Here is an 18,060-nt window from a genome sequence, read left to right as displayed (position 1 = left end):
GATGAGTTTAATAGTATTAGCATTCCGTTGACCGTGATCTATCCCGCGAATCAACTTGAAGAGCCAATTATCATTCGCGATCTGTACTCGCAATCGACATTGCTGAATGCACTCGAGGAAGCAGTAGATACTTCCACGGCAGAAAAGCCAGCCAAGCAGGCAATTATTTTAAAAGCAACTCCTCAGTAGCGTTGCATACAGAAACATGCAGCGAGTACTCTCTTTTTCTACGCAGGCTTATTGCGCCCGGAATCTCGAAGCAAGTAGTGGTCTCACGCTTTTCGATGGCTCTCTTTTTTAGTAAGGTATGATTCTTAACTTCAAAGTGAACTCACCAATGTCTCTTTGCTCCGAGAAGAATTATGCCAGAAAACGCGTCTACTCCCGAATCAGAGTCGAGTGAGATTGTTGTCGCGGAACCCAGGCGTTCAACCTGGTCCGAGATGAAAACCAGTGAAGACTGGTGGGCCGTCTGGATTGGTGGGGGAATTCTGCTGATTTGTTTTCTGGTGTTCTATGTCGGTTTGCCTGAAAACTTTTCTGAGCAACTGCAGGAAGCAGAGGCAACGGGTGAAAAGCTAAAAGTACACAGCCCACTCAAATCCTGGTTGGCCAAACCGAGTTCCTGGAAATCAAATCCGCTGTCTTCTCTGTTTCCCCCCGAAAAAAGCAGCCTACTGATTCCAATGTGTGTTGTGTTCCTGATCAGCCTGTGCGCTTTCTCAATTGGTATCAAAGCAATGGGACATTCTGTTTCAAAGTTTGCGACAGGTTTTCTAGGAGTATTTTTGCTGGCGACACTGGCTTATGTCCTCACCGGACAGGTCGTTGCCAAAAGGTACAATCTGGAATATGCACTCTGGGCGCTGATGATAGGCTTGGTGATCAGCAACACAATTGGTACCCCAATGTGGATGAAGCCTGCTCTGAAAACAGAGCTATATATCAAAACCGGGCTGGTCATTATGGGTGCCAGTGTCTTATTCAGTCGCTTGTTGATATTGGGGGTACCAGGAATTTGTGTTGCCTGGATTGTGACGCCGATTGTGCTGATCAGCACTTATATTTTTGGTCAGAAGATCCTCAAAATAGAATCAAAATCACTCAATATGGTGATCTCGGCTGACATGTCCGTGTGCGGAGTTTCGGCGGCAATTGCTACGGCAGCGTCTTGTAAAGCGAAAAAGGAAGAGCTTTCGTTTGCGATTGGGCTCTCGTTAAGTTTCACGGTCATCATGATGATTTTGATGCCCATCGTTATCAAAGCGCTGGGCATAGGACCTATACTGGGGGGTGCCTGGATGGGTGGGACGATAGACTCGACCGGCGCTGTTGCTGCCTCGGGAGCGATTCTGGGCGAACAAGCCGAACAAATCGCGATTACCATCAAGATGATTCAAAATATTTTGATTGGTGTCACCGCATTCGGCGTAGCCGTGTATTGGGTGACTTGTGTGGAAGGGAAAGAATCTCAAGTCAAACCAGATGCCTGGGAAATCTGGTATCGATTTCCCAAATTCGTATTGGGGTTTGTGCTTGCATCATCTGTTTTCTCTCTGCTCTATGTTTCTATGCAAGGCGGAGAAATTATTGTTCCGACAATGGTGAAAGAATCTTCCAAGGTATTTCGAGGCTGGTTCTTCTGTCTGGCATTTATCAGTATCGGATTGGAAACTAACTTCCGCGCGCTGACAAAATTCCTCAAAGGGGGTAAACCATTGATCCTCTATGTGTGCGGTCAGTCGCTGAATCTGATTCTGACTCTGCTAATGGCCTGGCTGATGTTCTCGGTCTTTTATAAAGACGTCATCAACGAAGTATTCAATAAATAAGCATCGCTGAAGACTCATCCAATGATTCATGCAGCTGGTACGTACCTGACTTTCCTCTGCAGCGAGAAGAAGTCAGACCGTATTATTATTGTTGTTGCAGTAACCAGACCAAGAGACCTTTTGCTAAATGCTTTCGGTTTTCTGCCTGCTGAAAGACAATGCTCTGTTGACTGTCGAGTACTTCATCGGTCACTTCCAGACCGCGTTTTGCTGGCAGGCAATGCATGAATTGACAGTTCTTCGCGGTGGCAGACATCAGACTTGAGTTCACCTGATAATCGGCGAAAATCTTTTTGCGTCTTTCGGTTTCAGATTCCTGTCCCATGCTGGCCCAGACGTCCGTGTAGATAACAGTAGCTCCCGCGACTGCTTTCTGAGGGTCTGTCTCCACTTCCAATGTCGAGCCAGTTTGGTTTTCCTGTAATGACTTCACAAAATTCGGAGATAATTCAAATCCATCCGGAGAGGAAACGACAAAAGGCACTCCCAGTTTCGCACAGCAATTAGCAAGCGAATACGCGACATTGTTACCATCGCCGACATAAACCAGTTTCTGCTGAGCTAAATCGCCGGCGACTTCCTGAATTGTGAACAGGTCAGTGAGTGCCTGACAGGGATGACTCAAATCGGAAAGCGCGTTGATGACAGATGCCGATGAATTTTGAGCGAACTGCTTTATGAGTTCGTGAGAGAACGTTCTCAGCGTCACAACATCGGAATATCTGCCGATGACCCGCGCCACATCTTCTACCGACTCACGTCCATCCAAACCCGCTTCTTTACACGTGAAGAAACTGGCCCCCCCACCCAGTTCACACATCGCTGATTCAAAACTGAGCCGCGTTCTTAGTGAAGGTTTTTCAAACACCTGAGTCATAGTCCGTCCCTGCAATAACTGAGGTCGTTCTCCTGCTTTTCGCTTGTCCTTCAGTTCCTGAACCAGGGCAAATATTTCGATTATTTCTGACGATTGCAAATCGTTTAAAGTTACTAAATGTCTCATGCGATATCTCAATCAATGTCTTGTTAAAAACAGTAATTCCTGTTCGATTCTTCATTAAGATTCGAACAGGAATATGTGAATAGATCAAATTGTTTCACCAAAAAACGCTGTCGGCGCTAATCTTCCTCCGCCATTTCACGAAGTACGGTTGCAATGAGTTCGCAACCTTCTTCAACTTGTTCCGACGTCACATTCAAAGGAGGCAGTAAGCGTACGACCGTATCATGCGTGGAATTGATGAGCAGTCCGCGATCCATACATTTTCCGACGGCAGGACCGGAGGGGATATTCAAATCAACTCCCACCATCATGCCGCGAACACGCACTTCTCGAATGATTGGTAATTCTGCTTGCAGTTGTTCAAAGAACTGCTGAAACTGATTTGACATGGTTTGACAGTTTTCGAGCAGATTTTGTTCTTCAATCATCTGACCGGTGGCCAGTCCCGCTACCATCGCGAGGGGATTTCCACCAAAGGTACTGGCATGCATTCCAGGTCTTAAACTGGGGGCGACTGCTTCAGTGGCTATGACCGCACCGGCTGCCACTCCCGCGGCGATGCCTTTGGCCATCGTCATAATATCGGGTTGAACATCCCACTGCTGATAACCGAACCAAGTACCGGTTCGTCCCATACCCGTTTGTACTTCATCAAAAATCAGCAGACAGTTGGCCTCATCCGCCAGTTGCCTTAAACCGGCGAGATATCCCTGATCCGGAATATTCACGCCACCTTCGCCCTGAATCGGCTCTACCATAATGGCGCAAGTTTCATCATCGACCAGATCGGCAATCGCTTGCAGGTCATTATAAGGGGCATAACGAAAACCGGCGACTAAAGGCCCCAGTCCGGCATGATACTTCGGTTGTGCTGTTGCTGTCACCGCCGCAAATGTTCGGCCGTGGAAACCATTTTCGCAGGTAATAATTTTGGGACGTTTCCCATCGAAGTGCAGCCGAGCCAGTTTAATAGCACCCTCTACAGCTTCGGCACCACTGTTGCAGAAAAAAGCTTTTCCGAAACTTCGCGTGCAAAGAAATTCTGCAAACCTGCCCTGGGCTTCAGTGTACCACGTGTTGGGAACGTGAATCAGTCGTGAGACCTGGTCCTGAATAGCGGCGACGACCGGTTCAGGAGAATAGCCGAGTATATTACAGCCCCAGCCGGGAAACAGATCGAGATAGCGTTTCCCTTCGGCGTCCCAGACGTAACTGCCTTCGCCGCGCACCAGGCTGATCGGATACCGACCATAATTGGGAATGACATATTTATCGAATAGAGCAATCGTTTCCTGACTGCTGGCATTTCCCGTTAATTGCACTGGTACACCTCGACTCATTTAAGAATTAGTAAATTCAAACTATCGGTAATCTGGAAAAGAAAAGTGACACATTTTCTCCAATAGAAGTTCGGAAAAATGAGCCAGCTTATTTAAAACACGTAAAGGCTGCGTTTGTTCAGACGATTTGAAATCAGCGAAATTTCATCAAAAACAAGCCGGGTATTGTAGCAAAACAGTCGCCAATTCGCATCATTCTAATTACAAGATTCCCATTCCTCACCAAATATTCATTTATTCCGACTGTAGAAGTTGGGCAACTTCTCTGGCAAAATAGGTTAAAATACCATCCGCGCCTGCCCTTTTGAAGCAGAGCAGGCTCTCCATGATACAGCGTTCCCGATCTAGCCACCCATTCTGGGCTGCTGCAGAAATCATGGCATATTCGCCACTCACCTGATAGGCAAACGTGGGAATTTCAAATTCCGTTTTGACACGACGTACAATATCCAGATAAGGCATTCCCGGTTTGACCATCACCATGTCAGCTCCTTCGCTGATATCCAGCCCGACTTCGCGCATGGCCTCTTCGCTGTTAGCGGGGTCCATTTGATAAGTCCGTTTATCTCCAGTTCCCAGATTGGCCCCTGAACCAACGGCATCCCGGAATGGACCATAGAAGGCAGAGGCATATTTGGCGGCATACGCCATAATTTGTACATGCTGAAAACCGGCTTCATCCAGGGCTTCCCGAATCGCACCGATGCGACCATCCATCATGTCCGAAGGCGCGATAATATCACAGCCTGCTTCTGCCTGAGTCACCGCTTGCCGACAGAGCACTTCAATGGTTTCATCGTTCACAACATAACCATCTTTGACCAGACCGTCCTGACCATGACTGGTATAAGGATCCAAAGCGACATCGCAAAGAATTCCCAGATTCAAATTTTCTGCTTTTAATGCATGAACGGCACGGCATACCAGATTTTCCGGGTTAAACGCTTCCTCACCACCTTCGGTCTTCTTTGCAGGATCAGTCGCTGGAAATAGAGCCAGTACAGGAATTTTCAGTTCAGCGGCTTCCCTGGCGGCTTCGAGTAAATGATCGATGGTGAATCGCTGTACGCCCGGCATGGACGGAATTTCTGTTTTCTGGTTCGAGCCTTCCTGTATAAATACAGGCCAGATCAAGTCATTTACCGATAACTGATTTTCAGAAACCAACCGTCTAGACCAGTCTGTACGACGATTTCGTCGCATTCTTACTTGCGGAAACATTAAAAAATAAACCCTTGTCAATCAATTTGCACTGAGATACGTATATAGGAGAAGTGCCAAACCCTTGATTATGATCGAAATCAACTTAATTATAAAGGATTATACCACTTTTTAAATCTGGTTGAGAGATCAGATGAGACCATTGCAATAGCCAGACAAGTTCAATACTGTATTATAGGTAAGGGATGAACCCTCCCACCTTAAGAGCTGAGATCGTAAGCCTATACAAGGGTTTGCAGTCCTTCATCAGTGATACCACAATTCATAAATGAACAGTGAGGATCTTCTATGCGAAGAATGAACATGGTGCTTGTTGGCTCCGTTATGCTGTTTTTCACCGCCACTCTTGCCACAGCAGCCGATTGGGCACACTGGCGCGGTCCAGAGCATAATGGCATCTCCCGTGAAACCAATTTAGTCGATACATGGTCGCTGGACGGCAAAAATGTCATCTGGAAATCAGATATTGGCGGGCGGTCTGCTCCGATCATTTTAAACGGTCGTGTCTTTCTAAATTGCAGAACACACCATGATGTCAATGATCCGAAAGATAAAATCAACGCCAGAGAACAGGTCGTCTGCTGGGACGCCAAAACAGGTGAAGAACTCTGGAAAGACGAATTCAATGTCTTTCAAACCGACATCCCTTCACCTCGTGTTGGCTGGGCCAGTATGGCTGGCGATCCGGAAACTGGTAACGTTTTCGTTCACTCTGTCAGTGGTCTGTTTCGATGTTACTCCCCCAAAGGCAAAGTGCTCTGGGAAACTTCGCTGGCGGAAGACTTTGGAAAAATCTCCGGCTATGGTGGTCGAACACAAACGCCCATTGTTGATGAAAACCGTGTGATTGTCAGTTTTCTACAACTCAACTGGGGCAAGACTGCTGTTCCTCCTCCAAGACAGACTTACTATGCGTTCGACAAGAAAACCGGAAAACTGCTTTGGACCGCTGCCCCAGGTGGTAAGCCTTTCGACACAAACTTTTCTGTGCCCATTGTGACCGTCATCGATGGCGTACGCATGATGATTGCCGGCAACAGTGATGGGGGCTGCTATGCCATGAACGCTAGAACCGGGGAAAAACTCTGGGGCTTCAATATGTCCAAACGCGGACTGAATTGCTCACCCGTCGCTGATGGAAAATTGGTTTATATTACTCACGGAGAAGACAATATCGATACGGTCGACTTTGGTAGAGTTCAATGTATTGATGGATCAAAACGTGGAGATATCACAAAAACAGGCAGTGTCTGGCGAGTCGATGGCATTAAAGCCGGTTATTCCAGTGTGCTTGTCAAAGATGGAATTCTGTATGTTGTTGCTGACACCGGTCGGATGTATGCCTACGACAGTAAAACAGGAAAAGAACTCTGGACGCACAACCTCGGCACAGTCGGGAAAGGTTCTCCGATCTGGGCGGATGGAAAGCTGTATGTCATGGAAGTGAATGGAAATATTCATATTCTCAAGCCCAGCCGTGAAAAATGTGAAGAACTCTCACACATACAGCTGCAAGCACGTGTGGATAAAGGTCTCGATGAAATCTATGCTTCTCCAGCAATCGCCGATGGTCGTATTTATTTCGTCACCCGTGACAGAACAATCTGCATTGGTGATACAGCCAAAAAACCGGACAGTGGTTCCGTTCCCGCCTTGCAAGCTGAAAAACCAAAGCAGGAAAAAATTGCTTCAATTCAGTTAGTTCCTTTTGAGGTCGCTGTGACACAAGGAGAAAAAATCGACTATGAAGTTCTGGCCTATGATGCGAATGGTCAGTTCATCAAGAAAGTTGATGCCAAGATCACTCCTGGCAAGGGTCTCGAATCTGCCAAAGTTGCTGGCCTCAGTTTGACGGCTCCTACCGATTTGAAATCACCGGCTGCGGGAACCGTTTCCGTAAAAGTCGGAGATGCGACCGCCGTCTCACGAGTTCGTGTCTTCCCACCCCTTCCCTGGAAGTATGATATCGAAGGATTTAAAGGCAAGCAGGTCCCACCAACATGGGTGAATGCGTTTTTGAAGTTACAACCCAATGAAGTTGATGGTACGACGGCACTCAAAGCCAGTCCTGGAAAGGGGCGCCCCAGTGCAACCATCTGGCTCGGTCCTTCGGATATGAGTCAGTTGGCACCTAAGGGATACACAGTTCAGGCGGATGTCTTTCTTAAAGAACAAAAACGAAAACTGGCCAGCATGGGTGTCACAGTGAATCGTTATAACCTGATTCTCAAAGGGAACTCCAGTAAGCTGGCCATTCAAAGCTGGGCACCACATAAGAGAATGACAAAGGAAGTTCGATTTCGCTCCGACCCAGATGTCTGGTATACATTGAAACTCAAAGTCGATATCAAGGATGGCCATGCTACTGTAAAAGGCAAAGTTTGGCCTCGTAAAAAAACGGAACCAAAAGAGTGGACCATAGAAGCCTCAGACCCACATGCCAATATGAAGGGCAGTCCAGGGCTTTATCTTTACCGTCTCGCGGATTCATACATCGATAACATCATTGTCTCTGAGGATAAATAATGAAAAAGTTTCTATTTCGATTTGCCCTTTTCAACTCACTTGCTTGTTTTGCATTAATTGCAACCGGCTGTGACTCCAGTTCCACAAAAGAATCTGTCTCAACTGATACCCCCACCGACCTGGGAGGCTCTGCCCCTCTGGGTGAAGCAGGTTCTACAACAGGTGAAGCGGGCGTAAACATTCCTGGTTCAGAACCAGAAGATAAAAAATCAGAACCGGTTTTGGATGCTGACGGAAATCCGGCCACTTCCAAAACAGATAAAAAGGCCCCAGTCACCAAAAAATCAGTCATCACAGGTGACTGGCCAATGTGGGGTGGTGATCCTTCACGCAATATGGTCAATAAAACTAAAGGAGTTTCGATCGACTTCACTCCCGGTGAAGGTGACGAAAAAGGCGAAAACGTTCTCTGGGTTTCCAAGCTTGGCTCACAAACTTATGGTAACCCCGTTGTTGCCAATGGTCAGGTCTATGTGGGAACCAATAACGGCGGAAAATATCGTCCGAAATATGAAGACGATCTCGGCGTTGTCCTTTGTTTTGATGAAAAGACAGGTGATTTTAAATGGCAACTCTCGCGTGAAAAACTACCTCAAGGCCGCGTAAACGACTGGCCTGAACAGGGAATCTGTGCCGCTCCCTGCGTGATAGGAGATCGCTTATGGGTTGTCACAAACCGCTGTGAATTGATGTGCCTGGATGCAGACGGGTTTTATGACAATGAAAATGATGGCCCGTTCAAAGACGAAAAAGATACTGACAAACAAGACGCAGATATTATCTGGTCGCTCGACATGATCGAAGACCTCGGCGTGTTTCCTCATAATCTGGCAACCAGCTCACCTGTCGTTCACGGCGATTACGTCTTCCTGCTGACTTCCAATGGAGTTGACGAAGCACACCTGGAAGTCCCTGCTCCCCGAGCTCCCTGCTTTTTAGCCGTCAATAAGAATACGGGGGAAGTCGTTTGGGAAGATAATACACCCTTCGACCAAATTCTACACGGTCAATGGTCTTCACCTGCAATCGGCGTAGTGAATGGCAAGGCTCAGGTTTACTTCCCCGGCGGTGACGGATGGCTGTATGCCTTCACTCCTGAAGGGGACGGAGATGGCAACGCCAAACTGATCTGGAAATTTGACCTGAACCCTAAAGATTCGAAATGGGAACTCGGAGGCCGTGGCACACGTAATGCCATCATCAGTACACCCGTCTTTTATGATAACAGTGTCATCCTGGGAGTTGGACAAGACCCCGAACATGGTGAAGGAGTGGGTCATATTTACCGCATCGATGCCACCAAAACTGGCGACATCAGTCCACAGATTTCTGATGGTAAAGAAGGCTGGAAAGCCAATCCCGCTTCAGGACAGATCTGGCATTATGGTGGAGAAGACGTTGATGGAAAAATCACCGGTAAGAAAGGTGAGTTGTTATTCCGGCGAACCATGTCGACCGTAGCGGTCGCTGATGGACTGGTATATGCTCCCGACCTGAGCGGGTTCATCCACTGCCTGGATTTCGCTACCGGGAAACGATATTGGGAATACGATATGTTCGCAGCCTGCTGGGGTTCCCCGATGGTCGTGGATGGTAAGGTGTTTATTGGAAACGAAGATGGAATGTTGATAATTCTGCAAGCCGGCAAGGAAAAGAAACTGCTGGAAGAAAAAACGTTCAACTCTTCAATCTATAGCACTCCGACCTTTGCCAATGGCAAAATGTTTGTTTCTGATCGATCTCAGCTTTATTCGATTAAAGTGACTGATTAGCAAGAGGTTACGACCTTTTTAAATTGAGAAACAGAAGCCCGATAAAATCAGGCTTCTGTTTTTTTATGTCTTCGCAATCCGGTTTTGACATAAAACCGTTTTTCTGGTACACCCCGGTCTCAAAATCCAACAGTGCGACCATACGAATACTGTTTTTAAAATCAGCCGGGGTTTCAACTCACCAATGTCAAACGTGATCATCATCATTCCCTGTTACAATGAAGAGCAACGTTTAGAAGTCCTCCAGTTTCGCAAGTATGCGATCTTGCATGAGAACCACCATTTTTTATTCGTCAATGATGGCAGCAGTGATCGGACGGCTTTAATTCTAGATGATTTAAAAGCCAGCGATCCAAATAAATTCGATGTACTCCACCTTTCCCATAACCAGGGAAAAGCAGAAGCCGTCAGACAAGGCATGCAACACGCGATGCAAGCAAACGTTGATTATGTCGGTTTCTGGGATGCCGATCTGGCCACACCTTTGGATATGATTCCGGAATTCACCAAACAACTCGACCAGACTCCTCAATTATCTTTGGTCATCGGCGCACGCGTGAAATTATTAGGCAGGCAGATTGAACGCCAGCAATTGCGCCATTATCTGGGCCGCATCTTTGCCACCGCTGCTTCTTTGGTATTGAAACTTCCCATTTATGATTCACAATGTGGAGCCAAACTCTTTCGAGTGACACCGGAATGTCAGACTCTGTTTGCTACTCCTTTTTTGACAAACTGGATTTTCGACGTGGAACTTCTGGCCCGCGCGCGGCAGCTGGAAAAGTTCTTTCAATGTCCTTCACTTGAAGAGACCGTTTATGAACTACCGCTAACGAAATGGATGGATGTAGCGGGCTCTAAAGTGAAACCTCACGATTTCCTTAAAGCCTTCTTTGAGCTTTGCTCCATTTACTGGAACTATCTCAGACCATCGATCAAAGCACCTTTTGCAACCTTACCTGCTGCTCCCGCGGCAGAAACAATTCGCAAAGCTGCTTAGTTCTCCAATTATTCATGATGAATATTGAACCAACTATCACAGTGCGCGCATTTTACATCTCCGTGAGGAGAGACATCGACATTATCTGAAAGCGGTGCATTACATTTGGGACATGTGTATGAGCCTTGCTTTGTGCTTATCGCCGATGAAGTAATCAAATTTGATTTCGAAATACCGACACCCATGATAGATGAATAAGCAGTAAAGCCACCAATGGCGACAAAAGGAATGGCAACCAAAGACCCGAACAGTCGAAAGAACAATGGAGGCGAACCAAATCCACCAAATGGCTGCGACCATAAAAATCCGAGAACCAGGAAACCGACGCAAACAAACACACATCCGAAAATGGCCCCTACAATTCGGGCACCTTTCGTAATATTTTTATGGTGCTCTTCCAGTTCGTTCATCACTCTCCCTCTATTCCAACACCGGACGTCAGATCTTTTCGTTTCAAAATTAATCGACTTTGATTGCATCAACTTGATCTTCGAAGGAAATATCCTGAAGTAATGCATAGCGTACGATGTTCAGCGCCAGATTGACTGCATCCTGTGGGATATAACCTGAGCAGGCAACCGACGCCTGCTGTTCCAAAGCACAACTGATATCGTACTTACTGTAGATCACCGCAAGATGGCCATCGATTTCGATTCCCTCTAACAGTGGCTCAACCACAATCGTTTTCGCTCTAAGAGGTTGGTTGACATCATTGACTTCCATCTGACGGCGTCTCACTTTACGTACATCATAACCGGTTTGTTCTGAAAACAGTGGATGATTGACGGGAATCCGCTTCAATTGTTTTGTGGGAAACATTTCTCGAATCATTTGTCGAAAGCTTCGATCAAAAGGAGGAGAACCACAACAGGAATCTGCAAATAGGACGGCACCATTTTCAAGAGCTTTTTTCAATGTGGCCTGTTCTGTTTTAGAGAAGCTGAACTGGCTACGGCCGTGCATATACAACAATGGATATCTCATCAAATTCGGATCACTGGCAGGCAAATTTTTTGATTTTGTGGAAGCAATCATACCCGCTTTCTGATTGAGGGCCTTTAATAAATTGCGTAATGCCCTCGGTGCTGCATCCCAGGTACCGTTATGGCGAATTTTTGCGATCTGTAAAAAACCACGTTCAATCTGATCCTGCATGCCTCCCGTATTGGACAGTTCCTCCTGATCTAGTTTATTCGGTGGTTCGCGACCGGTAGCGTAAGCAATAACATTGGTTCCCACTCTCTCCGCACGCGTAATCATAGAATTGGCATTAGCCGAACGTTCTCTGGGGGGAAATTTCATCCATTTATCCCACAAACAAGCTAAATCATCAGGACAGTAAATGATGGAAGTGCGGCAGCCGACATCCACTCCATAAAGTTCGACACTTTCTGCATCCAGTAAATATTCACAGCGAAAAACCGGATGCTCGGCTGTTAGCCTTTTGAGTTGTGCTTCGCCCTCTGGATACATACTTTTTATCAAGTCGCGAAATCCTCGATCAAAACCGGCGCCATTGCAATTGTCTACAGCAAAAATAAAGCCCCCCTGTTCCACATACTGCTTCAGCATGGCGATTTCTTTTTTACCAAAATTAGGATTTTCCAGACCACTGAGATAGAGAACCGGCGCCTGCCTGAGGACCTGCACATTGCCCGCCTGGATGGCCAGTTCCAAATTAACAGTCTGCCAGGTTAACAGCTTTGGCCAATCTGGTCGGCCCGATAAAGCATCTGTTAAATTCAGGATATCATTTTGATGTCGATTCCAATTGGGAACTGCTTTTGGATTGGGGGCGGCCTGCTGATTCGTTTTGTACTCTAGCTTATTAATCAACACTGGTGCTAATCCTTTGGAAAGGAACAACAAAACAAAACTGGTTCCCAAAATGGGATTGCCTTCAATTTGTCCTGTACCCTTCCAGGAACCATCCCTGGCTGACTGTCGTTGTATCAGAAAAGCGGCTCCTTCCCGGTACCAGTCGTGTTTTCCGAAAAATCGCGTTCCACTCAGTCGGCCCGCTCGCTCGAGTCCATACAGATAATAGAGCAGCCAGTTACCGACACCGGGGTTACTGCCAACAGAAAAATGATTGGCCATCCAGCGCACAGCACGTTCTATCGATTCATCGGATTCTTTTTTTACGCAACAATTAGGAGTACCATCCGGATTGATTTCCAGCTCATCTCCCAGCATGGAATTCACAATCACCATCGTGGCAATACCAGCTACCGTCATACTGCCTCTACTTTTTCCTCCACCCGATGCATAGCCCCAACCTCCATCTGGACTTTGCTGCGTGCCCCAATACTGCTTGATCAGTTTCCATGTTTTCAGATCGACTGGTACTCCAGCATGGACTGCATCCCTCAAAGCCAATACTGCATATTGACTGTTACTTCTATCTGCTGAACCTCCTCCCCCAATCAGCATTCCAGCCCCATAACCCCAGCCACCTGCATTAGGCCCCGTTTTTACCTGAGTTTTTTCCAGACGAATGACGAGTGATTGGATTAACGTCAAATCCCGTTTTCCATCCTTGGCAGCTGCCAGTGCCATAATCACAAGACTGACCTGATAGGTCCCTTTTGGTTCGGAAGCGCGAAGCGCGCGCAAATATTTCAGTGCTCTCTGAACCGGTTCATCATCGGCTGTCATTCCACAATTGACGAGGGCCATCAATGCCAGACTGCTCACACCTACATTGAAATTTGCAGAGGGGGCAGACCAGGAACCATTGTCTTTCTGCTGTTTCAATAGAAATTCCCGACCCCGCTCGATCGAATCGGAAACGGATTTTGCTGATAGTTCCTGTGCAGCCGCGCTTGCGCAAGATTGCAGACAAATTGAAATGCTAACCGCAAGCGTCAAGATCCAGTGCAGTGCCAAATGCATTACTCGATTATGAAACTGACTCATTGGATTTTCTTTCTATCCTGAGACTATTCATTTAGACAATAGCTAATGCCAATATAATCTAGATCTAATATGAAGATGATTCTAGTTTATCAAATATCCATTCTTACCAATTTTTCAGCGTTTTTAGTAATTTCTTTACTTTTTTGGCTGTTTTCAACATTGTACCAGTTTTACAACTGCAAGTAAGGGGTCTCTGTTTCTCTTGGCTTTTAAGATGATTATAATATTGTTTCCTGATAAAGTATTTCCACCCGATTCAGAACAGACACCTGGTGATATTGACCGCATCATACTGGCTCGCTAACTACAATCCAGTTGACTTCATTATTGTTGACTTCTTTATTCTTGAGAGAATGGAAAAACATTGGCTAACGAAAAACGTGATTTCGACGACTTTCTCGAAAAGTTAAACCGCCATCATGATGTCATGGTAGATGAATTGCATAAAGTCATTATCGGGCAGGATGATGTTATAGAGCAGATTATGGCTGCTATCTTCACAGGTGGTCATTGCCTCCTAGTAGGAGTTCCCGGCCTGGCTAAAACTTTACTGGTAAGTACAATTGCCCGCCTTCTTGATTGCGAGTTCAAACGTATTCAGTTTACTCCTGACCTGATGCCCTCTGATATCACAGGTACTAATGTTCTGGAAGAAGAGGATTCCGGTCGACGTGCATTTCGATTCGTACAGGGACCCGTGTTTACAAACATTTTGCTAGCAGATGAAATCAATCGAACGCCTCCCAAAACACAGGCGGCTCTCTTACAGTCAATGCAGGAACATCAGGTAACCGTCGGTCAGACTACTTACGATTTACCGGACCCTTTTTTCGTCATTGCTACGCAAAATCCGATTGAACAAGAAGGAACCTACCCCCTGCCTGAAGCGCAACTGGACCGGTTTATGTTCAATATCAAGGTTGAATACCCGAATCTGGAAGAAGAAGAAAAAATCCTGACTTCAACCAGCGTCAGCGAGAAACCGGAAATTCGAAAAGTTCTGTCGGCGAAATCCATAGTTTATCTACAACGGCAGATTAAAATGATAGAAGTCGGCCCGATGACGATTAACTATGTCACTCGTCTGGTACGAGCAACGCGTCCTTCTGATGGATCTGCACTGCCCTTTATCAAACAAATGGTCGACTGGGGAGCCGGTCCACGTGCAGGGCAATATTTAATCGCAGGTGGTAAAGCGATTGCAGCGATGGCAGGACGTGCCAGTGTTTCTCTGAGTGATATCCGACGCGTGGCAGTTCCGGTGCTCAGACACCGTATTTCAACAAACTTTCAAGCGCAAGCTGAAGGACTGGTCACCGAAGATATTATTGCACGACTGATCGAAGAAATCCCTGAGCCGAATATCCCCAAATATGAATGAGCGCCACAGCAAAATTTCGTCAGGCTGTATCAATTCAGAGCGGGAAATGACATCCACAGTTCAATAAGCGGTTAATTCTGCAGAATCATTGAGCTGGTGCTGCAAGACTTTCTGAATTTTTGATCGTAAATTCCGAATCTTGATCGGTTGAACGAGAATGCGGCTGCGATCTGTTTTCTTCAATAATTTTTTAGCCTTTGCATTCTTTTCGGAAAGCACGAGTACTGCAGACAGATCAGAATCCATCTGCAATGCTTTATGAAACGCTTCGATGGCTCCTGGACCAATGGAGTCTTCCATAAAGACGACACAATCGGGGGGATTCTCTTTAATGCGATTCAATGCCCGTTCGACGTCACTTAAAATCAAGACACGGTAACCATGTTTTGTCAGGTAATCCCGCAGGACATTCTGATGCTTGGACCGATTTTCAATGCATAATACCGTCGGAGATGCAATCGCAATCTTTATTTCCTGGCCGGAAGAAATTGATGAATCGGGTGTTATAGAGGGACTCCCATTTGATTCGGAAGTATCAAGTTGATCACGCACTTTGATCAGATCCTGAATCACTTCTGCCGCCGATTGATAACGTTGGCTCGGTTGATAGGCCATCAACTTTTCCACGATATCCACAACGGAATCAGGTAAATCGGGCTCCAATGATGTGATCGAGGGAATTTGTGAATATCGTGAAGGTTTTTTTCGCTCTTCAATGTCTTTGGTGCGCGGAAAAGGTGGTTTCCCACTAAGTAACTCGTAAAAAATCGTCCCGACGAAATAGAGATCACTCCGCGGATCGTTCCGTGATGCGCCCGTTGATTTCTCCAGGGTACCATACTCAACAGCCCGTTGATGTGCTTCGCCGGCTCCTTTCGCGTCGTCTTCTCCTGCCAATCCGAAGTCTATCAATTTCGCCACACCCTGAATCGACATCAACACATTCGTTGGTTTCATATCACGGTGCGTATATCCCAGCCCGTTGGCATATTTCAGACCTTCACAAATATCGATCGTGTAGTTGATCGATTCCAGGGGAGATAATTTTTTGCGGATCGTAATAAAATCACGCAGATTTCCACCTTCCACAAAATCCATTGTGAAGTAATGAATATTATCCTCAACACCCACATCGAAAATCGGGACGATGTTTTTATGTCGAAATTGCTTACAGACTTCTGCTTCCCGATGAAACATCTTGACCGATTCCGGATCCTGAGCCCATCGCTGTCTGAGAACTTTGATACCCAGCATACGACCGTCAGCCAGAGAAGCAGCACGATAGACACGCGCAAAACTTCCAGAGGCGTTTTGATACATCAGCTTGTTACCGCCGAGTACCAGACCTTCGAGTTCGTTATTTTTTAAACGACCGGCCTGAAATGATGTGATCAGATTTTTACGCTCTAACAGCCGAAGCAATTTCTTATCATTGCTGGAAAGATCCTGGAGCTCATGCAGGCAGGAATCCATTTCTTGTTGCGAAACCAGTTGTAATTCAACTATCTGTTCGCTCAGCTTTTTCTTCGGTGACTTCTTATTAAAAAAAATCATTCGCGATCCATGATCTGCAGATGCACATGGGGCTCTAAAATAGACTTGTAGTAAGACTCATAGAAACAGAACCAGCAAAATCTGGCGATATTTCTCTGCTCAGTTTCGAAATTATTAAAAAAATGAAATACTTACGCAAAAATCTAATAGCCGTGTGTCATCTCAATACTTACTAAGAGCCAAAAAAATATAATAAAACGAGGGCCCTAAAATAGATACAAAATTCTCCCCTTGAATTATTCGTATTCGGAAGAATCCTGAGGAATTATAGCATCAGAATAGACGAAATGGAATCAGTGAACACGCGAGCAGAAAAATATTTTTTATTTTTTCCGCAAGTCGAGAGGAGAATTTGTTCAACCAGAACAGATTCAGGAATTGACCAGCAACGTTCCAAATTTCACGGTTCCACATGCTAATGTTGTTTGAAGATTCATCCGCGAACCGGCCCCTTCATAATGGAACAAAATGAGATCGGCCTTTGAACCTACTTCGAGCCTGATCTGCTCGAAGCCCAATAATCGCGCAGGATTCAATCCCGCCATATCCAGTGATTCCTGTAGTGTAATTCCTGCCATATCGATGGCCGTTGTCATGCAGCTATCTGTCTCCAGGCCTGAACCGGCAAGCAATTGACGTTGACCGGCAATGACGATCGGACCATCCTCAAGAACCTCCATTTTGACCGAACCCTGCTCATAAATACCGGGAGGGGAACCCGCCAATCCGGAGGCATCGCAGGTGATAATCGTATTCTCTACACCTTTAGTTTTAATAATCGTTCTAACAACGCTGGCTGGAAGATGGTGACCATCAGTAATAATACTGGCCATCAAACGAGGTTCTCCCAGTTGTTCCCAGATATAATTGGGATGCCGACGCAATGTCCCATGTGCCCCATTTCCGAGATGCGTACTTAACCGTGCCCCTGCGTCAACCGCTTCTAAAATCTGCTCAGGCTCGGCTGCGGTATGACCAATAGAGACGATAACGCCCGAAGCAACCGCTTTTTTAATAAAGGGAATCGCACCATCCACTTCGGGAGCCAACGTAATCAAACGGATCCGATTTCCCGAAATCTCCTGCAATCTGGAAAACTCATCCCAGTCAGCCGCACGCACCTGATCCAAAGGATGCGCGCCACGAGGGCCTTGTATCGGAGAAATAAAGGGCCCCTCCAGATGACAGCCGGGAACCATTTGATCCACCCAGTCAAATGCTTCACAAGCTGCTCGAATCGCGGTAAAACCACTAACATACGTTTCATACGAACTGGTAATCAAAGTTGGACATAGTCTCGTAATGCCATACTGATAATGCTTTTCTACTACTTGGCAGACTTCTTCAACCGTAAGACCCTGTTTATTAAACCAGATGCCTCCGTGACCATTGATCTGCAGGTCAAACATTGCCGGGGCAATAAAGGGGAGACCATCTGCTTCAGAATCAGGCAACACTTCTATAGAAGCAATTTTATCTTCTTTGATCTTGATACTGACTGCTTCGTCTGTA

At 46.3% G+C, this 18,060-nt stretch carries 13 protein-coding genes; 6 read left to right on the top strand and 7 right to left on the bottom strand.

Annotated features, from left to right (window positions below; translation table 11 throughout):
• Both Q0668_RS20175 and Q0668_RS20170 read left to right on the top strand, forming a co-directional pair.
• On the top strand, positions 1-189 hold a 189-nt coding region (locus tag Q0668_RS20175), incomplete at its 5' end, for a hypothetical protein (RefSeq protein WP_298867960.1).
• 173 nt (positions 190-362) lie between these two features.
• Positions 363-1,832: a putative sulfate exporter family transporter gene (locus Q0668_RS20170; protein ID WP_298867959.1), complete on the top strand. Its 1,470-nt coding sequence runs from the start codon at positions 363-365 to the stop codon at positions 1,830-1,832.
• An 85-nt stretch (positions 1,833-1,917) separates the two neighbouring features.
• Here Q0668_RS20170 and argF read toward each other — a convergent pair whose 3' ends face one another.
• The 3 genes from argF to hemB form a co-directional block, all read right to left on the bottom strand.
• Positions 1,918-2,835 (bottom strand): ornithine carbamoyltransferase, encoded by a 918-nt coding sequence (argF, locus tag Q0668_RS20165; RefSeq protein ID WP_298867958.1) that lies wholly within the window; start codon positions 2,833-2,835, stop codon positions 1,918-1,920.
• 116 nt (positions 2,836-2,951) lie between these two features.
• Positions 2,952-4,175 carry an aspartate aminotransferase family protein gene (locus tag Q0668_RS20160; protein ID WP_366918969.1) on the bottom strand — a complete coding sequence of 408 codons (1,224 nt, stop codon included), beginning with the start codon at positions 4,173-4,175 and terminating at the stop codon, positions 2,952-2,954.
• A 234-nt stretch (positions 4,176-4,409) separates the two neighbouring features.
• On the bottom strand, positions 4,410-5,396 hold the full coding sequence (gene hemB / locus Q0668_RS20155) for a porphobilinogen synthase (protein WP_298867954.1): 987 nt from the start codon (positions 5,394-5,396) through the stop codon (positions 4,410-4,412).
• 288 nt (positions 5,397-5,684) lie between these two features.
• Between hemB and Q0668_RS20150 the strand changes: the two genes are divergently transcribed.
• The 3 genes from Q0668_RS20150 (at position 5,685) to Q0668_RS20140 (ending at position 10,694) form a co-directional block, all read left to right on the top strand.
• Positions 5,685-7,922 (top strand): PQQ-binding-like beta-propeller repeat protein, encoded by a 2,238-nt coding sequence (locus tag Q0668_RS20150; RefSeq protein WP_298867952.1) that lies wholly within the window; start codon positions 5,685-5,687, stop codon positions 7,920-7,922.
• The gene (locus Q0668_RS20145; RefSeq protein WP_298867951.1) at positions 7,922-9,694 is read left to right on the top strand and encodes a PQQ-binding-like beta-propeller repeat protein; all 1,773 of its coding nucleotides are present in this window, start codon (positions 7,922-7,924) and stop codon (positions 9,692-9,694) included. Before Q0668_RS20150 ends, Q0668_RS20145 begins: the two co-directional genes overlap by 1 nt.
• 184 nt (positions 9,695-9,878) lie before the next feature.
• The gene (locus Q0668_RS20140) at positions 9,879-10,694 is read left to right on the top strand and encodes a dolichyl-phosphate beta-glucosyltransferase (RefSeq protein WP_298867949.1); all 816 of its coding nucleotides are present in this window, start codon (positions 9,879-9,881) and stop codon (positions 10,692-10,694) included.
• Positions 10,695-10,702: 8 nt separating this feature from the next.
• Here the strand turns inward: Q0668_RS20140 and Q0668_RS20135 are convergent, their stop codons facing one another.
• Complete coding sequence (locus Q0668_RS20135; RefSeq protein WP_298867947.1) at positions 10,703-11,104, bottom strand: hypothetical protein; 402 nt, start codon at positions 11,102-11,104, stop codon at positions 10,703-10,705.
• A gap of 49 nt (positions 11,105-11,153) precedes the next feature.
• Positions 11,154-13,613 carry a DUF4159 domain-containing protein gene (locus Q0668_RS20130; RefSeq protein ID WP_298867945.1) on the bottom strand — a complete coding sequence of 820 codons (2,460 nt, stop codon included), beginning with the start codon at positions 13,611-13,613 and terminating at the stop codon, positions 11,154-11,156.
• Between the two features lie 364 nt (positions 13,614-13,977).
• On the opposite strand from Q0668_RS20130, the gene Q0668_RS20125 reads away from it, so the two are divergent.
• Entirely contained in the window at positions 13,978-14,994 is a 1,017-nt protein-coding gene (locus Q0668_RS20125; protein WP_298867943.1) for a MoxR family ATPase, read from the top strand.
• 60 nt (positions 14,995-15,054) lie between these two features.
• Here Q0668_RS20125 and Q0668_RS20120 read toward each other — a convergent pair whose 3' ends face one another.
• Positions 15,055-16,548: a protein kinase gene (locus Q0668_RS20120; RefSeq protein WP_298867941.1), complete on the bottom strand. Its 1,494-nt coding sequence runs from the start codon at positions 16,546-16,548 to the stop codon at positions 15,055-15,057.
• A gap of 371 nt (positions 16,549-16,919) precedes the next feature.
• The coding region (locus tag Q0668_RS20115; RefSeq protein WP_298867938.1) for an amidohydrolase family protein at positions 16,920-18,060 on the bottom strand (1,141 nt) is incomplete at its 5' end.

The organism is uncultured Gimesia sp. (genome assembly GCF_937910335.1).
Taxonomy (GTDB): domain Bacteria; phylum Planctomycetota; class Planctomycetia; order Planctomycetales; family Planctomycetaceae; genus Gimesia.
Note: the sequence above shows the minus strand (reverse complement) of the source record. Positions and strands in the feature narration are given on the sequence as shown.

Coding starts and splice junctions, on each gene's coding strand:
- Q0668_RS20140 (WP_298867949.1), top strand. CDS start 9,879: ATGTCAAACGTGATCATCATCATTCCCTGTTACAATGAAGAGCAACGT.
- Q0668_RS20145 (WP_298867951.1), top strand. CDS start 7,922: ATGAAAAAGTTTCTATTTCGATTTGCCCTTTTCAACTCACTTGCTTGT.
- Q0668_RS20150 (WP_298867952.1), top strand. CDS start 5,685: ATGCGAAGAATGAACATGGTGCTTGTTGGCTCCGTTATGCTGTTTTTC.
- Q0668_RS20130 (WP_298867945.1), bottom strand. CDS start 13,613: ATGAGTCAGTTTCATAATCGAGTAATGCATTTGGCACTGCACTGGATC.
- Q0668_RS20170 (WP_298867959.1), top strand. CDS start 363: ATGCCAGAAAACGCGTCTACTCCCGAATCAGAGTCGAGTGAGATTGTT.
- Q0668_RS20135 (WP_298867947.1), bottom strand. CDS start 11,104: ATGAACGAACTGGAAGAGCACCATAAAAATATTACGAAAGGTGCCCGA.
- hemB (WP_298867954.1), bottom strand. CDS start 5,396: ATGTTTCCGCAAGTAAGAATGCGACGAAATCGTCGTACAGACTGGTCT.
- argF (WP_298867958.1), bottom strand. CDS start 2,835: ATGAGACATTTAGTAACTTTAAACGATTTGCAATCGTCAGAAATAATC.
- Q0668_RS20120 (WP_298867941.1), bottom strand. CDS start 16,548: ATGATTTTTTTTAATAAGAAGTCACCGAAGAAAAAGCTGAGCGAACAG.
- Q0668_RS20160 (WP_366918969.1), bottom strand. CDS start 4,175: ATGAGTCGAGGTGTACCAGTGCAATTAACGGGAAATGCCAGCAGTCAG.